This is a genomic window from Kitasatospora sp. NPDC088548 (assembly GCF_044753005.1).
GTDB lineage: Bacteria > Actinomycetota > Actinomycetes > Streptomycetales > Streptomycetaceae > Kitasatospora.
The window spans coordinates 130597-140336 of the sequence record NZ_JBIVMI010000025.1 but is presented as its reverse complement, the minus strand read 5'-3'; the positions used below and the strand labels follow the sequence as shown (position 1 = coordinate 140336).

The 9740-nt window shown below is 69.6% G+C and carries 7 protein-coding genes; 2 read left to right on the top strand and 5 right to left on the bottom strand.

Annotated features, from left to right (window positions below; translation table 11 throughout):
* Positions 1-50 precede the first annotated feature (50 nt).
* A complete protein-coding gene (locus ACIP82_RS28150) occupies positions 51-602 on the bottom strand; it encodes a hypothetical protein (RefSeq protein WP_400657309.1) in 552 nt (183 codons plus the stop codon).
* Between the two features lie 208 nt (positions 603-810).
* Positions 811-1944, bottom strand: a complete 1134-nt coding sequence (locus ACIP82_RS28145; RefSeq protein WP_363605324.1) for a hypothetical protein — start codon at positions 1942-1944, stop codon at positions 811-813.
* Positions 1945-2138: 194 nt separating this feature from the next.
* Here ACIP82_RS28145 and ACIP82_RS28140 point away from each other — a divergent pair, with 194 nt between their 5' ends.
* Positions 2139-4271, top strand: a complete 2133-nt coding sequence (locus tag ACIP82_RS28140; protein ID WP_400657307.1) for a tetratricopeptide repeat protein — start codon at positions 2139-2141, stop codon at positions 4269-4271.
* On the opposite strand, the gene ACIP82_RS28135 is transcribed toward ACIP82_RS28140, so the two are convergent.
* Positions 4222-5502 carry a hypothetical protein gene (locus tag ACIP82_RS28135; protein ID WP_400657305.1) on the bottom strand — a complete coding sequence of 427 codons (1281 nt, stop codon included), beginning with the start codon at positions 5500-5502 and terminating at the stop codon, positions 4222-4224. The genes ACIP82_RS28140 and ACIP82_RS28135 overlap by 50 nt on opposite strands.
* A 686-nt stretch (positions 5503-6188) precedes the next feature.
* Between ACIP82_RS28135 and ACIP82_RS28130 the strand changes: the two genes are divergently transcribed.
* Positions 6189-7865 (top strand): PE-PGRS family protein, encoded by a 1677-nt coding sequence (locus ACIP82_RS28130; RefSeq protein WP_400657303.1) that lies wholly within the window; start codon positions 6189-6191, stop codon positions 7863-7865.
* On the opposite strand, the gene ACIP82_RS28125 is transcribed toward ACIP82_RS28130, so the two are convergent.
* On the bottom strand, positions 7795-8637 hold the full coding sequence (locus tag ACIP82_RS28125; protein ID WP_400657300.1) for a PE-PGRS family protein: 843 nt from the start codon (positions 8635-8637) through the stop codon (positions 7795-7797). The genes ACIP82_RS28130 and ACIP82_RS28125 overlap by 71 nt on opposite strands.
* A gap of 136 nt (positions 8638-8773) precedes the next feature.
* Positions 8774-9733, bottom strand: coding sequence for a pirin family protein (locus ACIP82_RS28120; RefSeq protein ID WP_363605332.1), 960 nt, complete (start codon positions 9731-9733; stop codon positions 8774-8776).
* Positions 9734-9740: the final 7 nt, after the last annotated feature.

Here is a 9740-nt window from a genome sequence, read left to right as displayed (position 1 = left end):
CGAGATACGCGCCGACCTCCACCTCGGCCTGCTCCAACTCGCCTGCAGCATCATCTGCCTGCGAAAGCTCCGAACCTCATTCTGAAACGATCAGTAAGGGAGTCGACGGCCTCAAGGGTGATCTCTGTCCCCTCGCAGTCCGCGTGCGGTGCGGTGCCCTTCACGCACCACGGATGAGCACCGCAGCCGTCGGTGGCTCGCGGGGAGTGGGCGGCGGCGAGGCGCTCGGCCTCTTCGTCGATCCGGGAGGCTTGGTCGCGTAGTTGTGCGGCGAAGTCATGAGCCCCGGCCTGGTTCATCTCCAGGCTGGCGCCGTAGCCCCAGCCTTCGATGATCGGTTCGCAGCCTTCCGCTGCCAGCCAGGTGCGACGGACGGTGAAGACCGGATATCCGGAAGGATCACGGATCGTGTGCTCAGGTCCGTGGTGGTCGAACTGGTTGCACGGAACCACATAGCTGGCCGGGTCCGAGTGATCCATGATGCAGCCGAGCATCTCGGTGCAGGGCTGAGCGCCCGACAGGACGGCCTTTGCACCGGAAGTCGGGCGAGGTGGCACTGATGCCTGCGCAGGGAAGCTGGCGAGGAAGACATTGTCCGGCATATCGCTCCGTAGGTAGCGGGAATCGACGCATTCGTGACTCTTGCATCTGCCATCGAGCGACTGGATCTAGATTGGGAAACCGTGCTGACGCGCGTCGCCGGATAGGTACGCTGCTCGGGCTGTGAGCCGCCTTCGGCTGACGAATTCCGGCACTGCCGGATCCGGACTCATCTGCCGGCGCCTGCGCCAGCGGGGCGGCGGAGACAGGTCACCTCTCGATCCGCGTTGGCGGAACATCCTGTCGTGGAACCTCAGTGTGTTCCGCCGGGGTGCCGGGCTGGTCAGTTTGGGCGGCCGTTGAAGGGCTCTCCGCCGTTGTCGGAATGCGTAGTTTCCTCAGGACGAGGGCACCCGCCACAGTGATCACTGAGACGATGGGGGTCGCCACCACGTCGGGCAGTCCGATGAGATTGATGGCTACGCCTGTGCCGACAAGTGCCGCGACCAAGGCCAGGTTGCCGATCGCGCTGGTCATCGCGGAGGCAGGGCGTGAGTCCCGGTGCCACGCAGGGTCGTCGCTCAGGACCTCATCGTCGGCGAGCTTCACGGTGGCGCCGATCACGTTGGCTGGCCGGGTTGCGTGCCGGAGGACGGACGCCAGGATCCTGGCCAGGTCAGTCCGGGCCACAGTGTCTTCGGACAGCAGCCGGATCTTGGCTGCCTGCACATTGCGGACGATCAGGTAGGCGCGGTCCCGGACCCGCTGTCGGAGGATGTGATCGGCATCCTTCGGCACGAAGCGTGCTTGACGTTCCAGGGTCGAACAGAGCTCACCCATGGCCTTGGACACAGAACCGTCCGCAGTTCGGCCGCGACGCTCAGGCTTGTCCTCGGTGCAACTCTCCAGAGCAGCCAGGGCCGTGTGAACCGTCCACTCCCTCGGAACGGAACGCGTGGTTGCTCTGCGGTCTGCCTCGGCGAGGCACAGGGAGAGGAAGAGCAAGCCCCAAGGAAGCAGGGGCGCAGTGCTCTTGAAGGCATGGTGATCCGGGTCGCCAATGGAAAGACCCAGCCACATGGCGAACGAAGCAAGGAGTGGGGGAGCCCAGACCACACCCATGCCGACCAAGGACCGTGACCGGTCGGCGATGACTCGTTCCAGCAAGGCGACATCGGGGAGTTTGTCGGCACTCACCCCGCTGTCCTCCAGGAGGCGGCGAGCAGTCTGCGCGCGTCTGCGAGCCATGGAACGGAGAAGGGAATCGAGAGGGCGCAGACGGCGGAGCCAGTTGCCGGGCACGCGAGGCCCGCTGATCCACGCAGAGCTCACGGAGAACATGGCGAAGAGCAGGTAGATGCTGACGCAGTAAAAGGTCAGTTCGAGGGCGATGTTTGCTGACATGGGCAGAGCTTCGCAGGTAGGCCTGACACCGACAGAGGAACGCCCGGCGGAGTTCTGGGCGCGTCGCGGAGCAGGATCCTCTCTGCCGTATCGGCGGCCCGCGTTCCTTCGACTGCTTGCTTCGGCAGGCTACCGTTGGGCCGGACGCAACAGGCTGGGGCAGTGGTGAACCTTGCCCCACGAAGGACCGGGGGGTGGGTGCGGTGGATCCGTTGTCGTTGTCGATGGTGACGGCTTTCCTGGGCGCGGCCGGCGCGGGGATGGCCAACGAGGCGGGGAAGCGGGCCTGGGAGACGGTCGGCGGGCTGGTGGCCCGGGCGGTGGGGCGGGAGGTGTCGGCGCCGGTCGGGCAGGCCGAGCGGGAGTCCGTGGCGGGGCTGCTTATGGCGGAGGCGATGCGCAGCCCCGAGCAGGCCAGGGCGCTCGCCGCCGTGATGAGCGGGAAGGGCGCCGGTGGGGCGGCGGCGCACGGGGTGCCGCGGCTGCTGCCGGCCTCGGCCCGCTTCTTCACCGACCGGAAGGGGCCGTTGACGCTGCTGGACCGTGAGGCAGAGCGGAAGCCCGACGGTCTCCCGAAGGTGGCCGTCCTGCACGGCCCGTCGGGGATCGGTACCAGCGCGCTCGCCTTCCACTGGGGCGGCCTCGCGGCCGGCCGGTTCCCGGACGGAACCTTGTACGCGGACCTGCGGGGCGGATCGGCGAGCACCGCTCCGACGGCCGCGACGGTCCTGCGGCACTTCCTGCTGCGCTTGGGCGTGCCGGCGGAGTACGTTCCGCCCGCCTTGGAGGACCGGGTCGACCTCTTCCGCTCCCTGCTCTCCAATCGGCGACTGCTGGTCGTGCTCGACCACGCGCAGTCGGCGGCCCAGATCAAGCCGCTGATCACGGCCGCGCCCGGAGTCTTCACCCTGATCGTGGCCCGCCGTCCGCTCACCGGACTGGACGCGGTCACCATCCCGGTCGGCCCGTTGTCCGACAAGGACGCCAAGCGGCTGCTGGCCGACCTGGCGGGCCGACCGGCCATGGTGACGGCCCGCGCCGCGCTTCCCTCGGTGCTGGAGCGGTGTGCCGGCTCCCCGTTCGCCCTGCGGGCCGCGGCCCCGTACCTGGCGACCGGGCCGATCGGCAACGGCAGCCCGGCCGGCCCGCTGCCCCCGGTTCGGGCGGCGGCCGAGGACGCCTACCGGCGTCTCGGGGCAGAGACGGCGAGGATCTACCGGCTCGGGTCGCTGTGTCCGTGGCCCTCGCTGAACGCGGCCGCGGTGGCGGCGATGGCCGAAGTCCAGGAGGCCGAGGCGGAATCGGCCCTGGCCGAACTGGTGGAGCTCCAGCTGCTGGAGAGCACCGGGGACGGCCGCTACCGGTACCGGCCGGCGGTGCGCGCCCACGCGGAGGAGGCGGCGGCCCGCGAGGACGGCCTGGCGGGGTGTGCCGCGACCGTGGCCCGCGCCGTGGACTGGTACCTGCACTTCGCCGTCCGAGCGGACTATGCGGCGCTGAAGGAGCGTTGGCACCTCGGCCCGCTGTACGCAGAGCTGGGGCCGGGCCCGTACGAGGACGAGGGCGCGGCGGTCGCCGCGCTGGTGGCCGAGTCGGGCAACCTGGTGGAAGCCGTACTCGCCGCCGAGGAGTTCGGCCGCTTCGATACCGTCTGCCAGCTGGTGGAGGCGCTCTGGGCCGTCCAGCTCAAGGCGGGTTGCCACGATGCCCTGCTGCCCGCGCTGAGGGCCGGGGCCCGTACTGCCGGCCGGCACTGCCCGGGCACCCGGACGGCGGGCCGGATGCACACCCAACTGGCCTTCGCGCTGATGGAGTTGCGGCAGGACGAGGAGGCCGAGCGTGAGCTGCTGACCACTGCGGACGACGAGGCCAGGGCCGGGCACGCCCGCGGCCGGGCGACGGCGGTCGAGTCGCTGGGGCTGCTGCGGCTGCGCCAGTGGCGGTTCCGGTCGGCCTTGGAGTGCTTCGAGGAGGCGGACAGACTGCTGGATGGGATCGGCCCGGCTGGCGACGGTGCCGCCGACGTGCCGCGGGCCCGTGCGCTGCTGCACCGGCACCGGGGGCGGGCGCTACGAGGCCTTGGCCGGTTCGAGGAGTCGGAGCAGAGGCTCACCACGGCACGGGAGTTCTTCCGTGGCAGCGGCGAGCGCTACAACACCGCCCGGGTGTTGACGGATCTCGCGGAGCTTCACCTCGACGTGGTCGATCACGTCGGGGCGCTTCCCCTGATCGACGAGGCCGTCGCGCTGCTGAGCCGGGAGAACGCCACCATCCATCTCACCTACCTGGCCGGGCTGCGTGCTCAGTGTCTTCCCGAACAACCGTGACGTGCACTCGCGCGAGGTGGCTGCCGGTCTTGACGGTCAGGGTGGTGTCCTCCGGTGTCACGATCGGCGGGCCGGTGTGCAGCCGGGCGTAGAGCGCTGAGGCGTGCGCGGCCGGGTCTCCGGCGGTGTCGGAGGTTAGCTTGTACCGCAGTCCGCCGCGGTGCAGCACCTCGCATTCGTGAGGGCTGGTGACGTAGGCGGCGAGCGAGGCGGAACGGTACCGGTCGAGGACGTCGGCCGCCCACTCGTGAGGTGAGTCGAACCGGGGGTCGTCGGCCGCGCCGTACCGGAGGATCACATCGGCAATCGTCAGCGCGCCGGGATCGATGGTTTCCTCGTGCACGGCGAGGTGGCCCTCGCCTTCGGCGTCGTCGGGTTCGTACCGGGGCTCGGCGAAGCGCTGGACGGCGATGGTGTCGTCCGCGGTGGCGCGGGTCAGGACGCGCAAGGGCGCTGTGCGGAGCGGCGGCTCGTACGGTGGCAGCGGCAGCGGGTCGAGCACTGCCGGGGCGGCCGGTTCGGGGATGCCGATCATCCGGTAGAAGAGGTCGCGCAGCAGGGCTGCCGACTCTCCCGGCACCGAGCTGGTCAGCGTGGCCGGCCCTGCGAGGGGACGGTGTTCGGCCACCAGTTCGTCCAGTTGGGGCGGCAGCGCGCTGTACGGATCGAGGCGGGGCGCGTCCCGGACGAACGCCGCCACGGGGGACTCGGGTCCGAGTGCCTCCGGGTCGGCGGCGCCCAGCAGGACCGGCGTGCCGCAGGCGGCGGCGTAGTAGCTGACCGAACCGAAGTCGCCGAGGACCACGTCCGCGGCGATCAGGGCCTGGCGCCAGCCTTCGAGCGGGTCGACGAGGGCGAGCCCGGCTCGACGGGCCTTGTCCAGCCAGAGGCGGACCTGGCCGGGGCCGTGGCCGTGCCAGATGTTCGGGTGGAGGACGGCTGCGACCCGGTACTCGTCGGCGGGGAGCTCGGACGTCAGCCTGGGTAGTAGGAGTGGGAGGACGTCCTCGGGGCCGGAGTCGCCGAAGAGTGAGGTCGGGTTCCAGGTGGAGTTCAGCAGGACGAGACGCTGCCCGGGACGGACTCCCAGGGCCCTGCGGTAGCGGTCGCGGTGGTGCCGGGCGGCGAGGATGCGGTCGAAGCAGGGGTCGCCAGCCAGGACGGCGGTCGACAGGGCCGTGGGGCAGGACTCGGCGAGTCGGTCGATCTGCTCGGGGTGGGAGAAGACCATGGCGTCCGCGATCGGGACGCCTTCCGAGGTGAGGATCCACTCGGGCCCGAGCCCGAAGACGGCGTCCGGCGTCCGGCGTCCGGCGTCCGGCGTCCGGCGTCCGGCGTGGCCAGCTTCTTATTATATCCGACACCGTGAGATAGGACGGTCAACTTTCCCTTAATGCCGGCAAGTTGGCCGCCGAAGCTTGCCGATATGGCCAAGTCCACAGGAGTCGACATCGCTTGTTCCCAGGGCAGTACCGAAATGCCCGTCGATGCGAGCAGCTCTGTCACACCGGACTGGAATGGGGAAGACCCGGTACAGGTGGCCAGCAGTTGAAGGCGCAGATCGTCGCGGAACAGCGGAAGCACATCGAGCAGCCGCGTCGCGGACGTCACGTTGTGGACGACCAGCAGGACCCGTCGGCACCGCCCGCGGGTGGCCCATCGGGCCGCGTCAGGCCCCACCGGTACGCGAACCCAGTGCTTCAGGTCCTCGCCCACGTTGCCATCCCAACCCTTCCGCTTCGACGTCTGTGCAGCCACCGTGCCCGATCTTGGAATCGGAAGTGCCAACGTATCGCGTTGAGGGGTGAAGCCATGGCGGCTCCGGCATTCCGGCCCTTGCGCTGATGACGTCTCCTGGCTGCGGAGGCAGCACCGAGCCCGGTTCCTGGGGCGACGCAGTTGTCTCCGCTGATGCTGATGGGGTACGACGGCAACATGCTTCGTTGGTCACCGCTCAATGAGCGTCAGCTCGGTCTTCTTGCCCGCATCGGTGGGAGTGGGAGCCCGGTCACTTCTGGTGAGCCTGAGCTCGCCCTTACCGCTCGTGCCTTGAAGGGGCGCGGCCTCATTGCCATGCCGAAGGGCGAAGGGGTGAAGTGGCGGGCGGAGATCACCGATGCAGGCCGGTTCTACCTGGAGCACGGGCATCATCCGGATCGCCCGGCTGCGGCACCCAAGCCCGTGACCAAGGCCAAGGGCCTCGCCGGCCCGGCGCCCCAGAGCAGATCTGCGGAGGCGGGCCCGCCGGAAGCCCAGGCAGGCGCCCAGACGCCGACAGTGCGACAGCAACCGAAGACACCGAAGGAATCCAGGGCGGCGAACGGTCAGGCACTGATCGAACAGGTCCAGCAGGCAGGGGGAATCCTGAAGATCTCCGACCCGTCGCCGGAGGAACGGGCCAGGCTGCGCCGGGCCTTCGACGCGGCTCGTACATGCGCGCCCGACGGCTACCAGCTGAAGTACAGCGGCCGGGAGAAGGGTGACTTCTTCCTCGGTCTGCTACGCGACAACGGGCTGGACGAGACCGAGTGGAACCGGATCCGGCTCCAGCGCAGCCGGGTCATCACGGACGTGGACGATGTGATCGCAGCTCTGACGGCAGACCACAGCGCCTTCGAGATCTCCGAGGAGGTGCTCCCTCGCGTCCTGTCGATCGTCCGCCTCATCGCCCAGGAGGCGCTGGCACGCCATGGTGACGTGACGATCTCCAAGAAGCGGAAACAGCCGCGGCCACTGCTCTCGGTCCACGGCAGGACATGGGAGTTGAGCTTCAAGGAGCGGCAAAAGCAGGTCCAGTTCGTGCCCCGGGCCAATGGACGGCGCAAGACGTACGACTGGCAGCGGGTGACTCCGGCCTACCGATCCGAGCCGTCCGGCGAGCTCGACCTTCAGCTGGTGGAGACGCATGCCGGCGGTTACGGATACGGCGGCGGCTGGAAGAAGGACTGCGCCGACTCGCCGAAGCGGCCGTTGGAGGAGCAGATCACATCGCTCTTCCGGGCGCTGAAGGCACGCGCCGAGGAACAGGAGCGCCTCCGACTGGAGCGCGAGGCCGAGCAACGCCGACTGGGGGAGGAACGGGAGAGGGCCGAGGCCGAGCGGCGGCGGCTGGCCGCCGAGGAGAAGGCGCGCAGGCAGCGGGACTGGGAAGCCGTCGTTGCCGCAGCCCGGGGCAAGGCCGCGGAGGCGTCACGCCTGGAGAGGTTCGGGTCAGCTCTGGAACGCTGGCAAGGCGCGCGCGAGATCAGGGAGTTCTGCGCTGCGCTGGACGAAGCCGCCAGCCGGGCCGACGCGGTGGAGGCGCAACGATTCCGGGAATGGTCCGCCTGGGGAAGGGCCGAGGCAGACCGGATCGATCCGACGGCTCCCCGGAGCGGACTCGGCGTCGAGGTCTTCGACACCGAGCCCACCGGTGATGAGCTTCGCCCCTTCCTCGACGGGTGGAACCCGCACCGGCCGGAGAAGGAGGTGGCGCCCGCCGAGCCCGCCGTGTCACGGCAGCAGACCGATCCGTGGCGTGGTGTCAGCGCCGGACCTCGGGACCAAGGGTGGAGGCCCGGACCCCAAGGTCGCGCTCAATGGTGGAGGCGATGACGCCGTGTCCCCGATCGCGCAGCGCTTTCAGCGCCCGTTCGACGATCGTTCCGAGTCGCTCGACTTCGGCCCGCAGAGCAAGCAACTCATCGAAGCGGTCGACCCGATCTTGGCCGCACCACTCCCGGACGGTCCGGAGCATGTCGTCCTCGGCCTGCAGCTTCCGGTCGTCGCGGCGGTTCCACGATTGCCATGAGGGCTGCGCACGGTCTCGGTCGAGAACTTCCTGCCTGCGTTCGACCTCCGGGAGGAGGTCCTCGGCCAGGACCTCTGCGGCGCGCCGGGCGATTCGCTCGGTGACCGGCCAGCCTGCCAGGAACAGGCCGGTCCGGTTCTCATACAGCATCGGGTCGGCCCGGAGCGCGGCAGCATCGAGCCCGAACTGCTCGGCGACGGCGGCCAGAGAGGTGAACTCCAGAACACCGGCATCGGCCACGGTCGTGCGCAGTCGCAATCGGCTCTTGGGCCGGACGAAGCCGAGAACCATCCGGGCGGTCTCGAACTCCACAGTCTTCCGCACCTGCCGGGACGCCTCGGCCAGGGCGAGTTCGGCATTGTCATCGGCCTGGAAGGCCGCGACGCCGTCCCATGGCGAGACCAGGGATGCCGGAGTGACCCAGTCCTGTAGACCGGCATCCTCGCCTTCGAGGAACCGGACATGCACCTGCGAGGAACGGCGTGGGCCGCCGACACGGACGATCTCCACTTGACGGACCGCACTGCCGAGCAACTTGGGCTGGGCTCGGTAGGCCCACTTCTCGCCGATCTCCATCCTGCTATTGAGCCAGGTCAGGATGGATCTCCGCTACCACTTCCCGGTAGTTCGTCGTGCACGGGACGCCCGCACACGACGGAGCGGCGTACCAGTAGAACCGGTACGCCGCTCCGCCGTTCCGGCTCCGGAGCCCTCAGTGGCCGTCGGCGGGGATGGTGCCGAGGCGGCCGGCCTGGAAGTCCTCCATGGCCTGCTGGAGCTCGCGGTGGCTGTTCATGACGAACGGGCCGTAGTGGGCGACGGGTTCGCGGATCGGGAGGCCGCCGAGGAGGACGACCTCGAAGTTGTTGTCGCGGGAGTCCTGCTTCTCGTCGGCGCGGATGGTGATCGAGTCGCCGTCGCCGAAGACGACGGCCTGGCCGCGGTGGAAGGGGCGGTGCTCGGTGCCGGCCGAGCCGTTGCCGGCGAGGCCGTAGGCGAGGGCGTTGAAGTCGGAGCGCCAGGGGAGGGTGATCTGGGCGCCGGGGCTGATCGAGGCGTGGATCATGGTGATCGGGGTGAAGGTGGTGCCGGGGCCCTGGTGGCCGTCCAGCTCGCCGGCGATGACGCGCAGGAGCGCGCCGCCGTCCTCGGTGCTGAGGAGCTTGACGCTGCCGCCGCGGATGTCCTGGTACTTCGGGGCGATCATCTTGTCCGAGGCGGGCAGGTTCACCCACAGCTGGAGGCCGTGGAAGAGGCCGCCGGACTGCACCAGCGACTCCGGCGGGCTCTCGATGTGCAGCAGGCCGGAGCCGGCCGTCATCCACTGGGTGTCGCCGTCGGTGATGGTGCCGCCGCCGCCGTGCGAGTCCCGGTGGATGAACGTTCCGTCAATGATGTAGGTGACGGTCTCGAAGCCGCGGTGCGGATGCCAAGGGGTCCCCTTCGGCTCCCCGGCCGCGTAGTCCACCTCGCCCATCTGGTCCATCATGATGAACGGGTCGAGGTACTTGGTGTTGATCTTGGCGAAGGCGCGGCGGACCGGGAAGCCCTCGCCTTCGTAGCCCTCGGGCGCGGTGACCACGGTGAGGACCGGCCGGGCGCTCGTGACGGCGGGGTCGGGGGTGGCGACGCGCGGGAGGGTCAGCGGGTTGTCGACGGTCACGGCGGGCATGTCGGCC

Excerpts from the sequence above, each read along its gene's own strand:
- ACIP82_RS28120 (WP_363605332.1), bottom strand. The coding sequence starts at position 9,733 with ATGCCCGCCGTGACCGTCGACAACCCGCTGACCCTCCCGCGCGTCGCC.
- ACIP82_RS28130 (WP_400657303.1), top strand. The coding sequence starts at position 6,189 with ATGGGGTACGACGGCAACATGCTTCGTTGGTCACCGCTCAATGAGCGT.
- ACIP82_RS28145 (WP_363605324.1), bottom strand. The coding sequence starts at position 1,944 with ATGTCAGCAAACATCGCCCTCGAACTGACCTTTTACTGCGTCAGCATC.
- ACIP82_RS28135 (WP_400657305.1), bottom strand. The coding sequence starts at position 5,502 with ATGGTCTTCTCCCACCCCGAGCAGATCGACCGACTCGCCGAGTCCTGC.
- ACIP82_RS28125 (WP_400657300.1), bottom strand. The coding sequence starts at position 8,637 with ATGGAGATCGGCGAGAAGTGGGCCTACCGAGCCCAGCCCAAGTTGCTC.
- ACIP82_RS28150 (WP_400657309.1), bottom strand. The coding sequence starts at position 602 with ATGCCGGACAATGTCTTCCTCGCCAGCTTCCCTGCGCAGGCATCAGTG.